1 protein-coding gene is annotated in these 300 nt (G+C 47.7%); it reads right to left on the bottom strand.

Going from position 1 to position 300, the window contains the following annotated elements:
• Positions 1-300 (bottom strand): MBG domain-containing protein (locus tag ICE88_RS08445; protein WP_216252052.1); only part of this gene is annotated, 300 nt, incomplete at both ends.

The raw sequence follows: 300 nt of genomic DNA, 5'->3' as shown, positions 1-300 counted from the left end.
CGTAAGCATTGACGTTAGAAGCAATCGTTGCCGCTGTTGTTACTGAGCCACTCAATGACTGGCTGTTGTACATGCCACGGCTAGTACCTGTGCCATCAGCCGCTACAGCAAATGTCAATGTTGGGTTCACATCACCATACACACGGGTCTTGCTATCAGCTGTAACGGTTACAGGACGGCGGTTCACTGTCAATGTGCCATCAACAAACGTGATGTCATAGTTAGAGTTATTGGCATTTGTGACCGTGTTCTGAGTAATAGCGTAAGCATTGACGTTAGAAGCAATCGTTGCCGCTGTTG

Source organism: Polynucleobacter sp. AM-26B4 (assembly GCF_018882285.1).
Classification (GTDB): Bacteria; Pseudomonadota; Gammaproteobacteria; order Burkholderiales; family Burkholderiaceae; genus Polynucleobacter.
The sequence above is the reverse complement of the archived record's forward strand: the minus strand, read 5'-3'. Positions and strand labels throughout refer to the sequence as shown.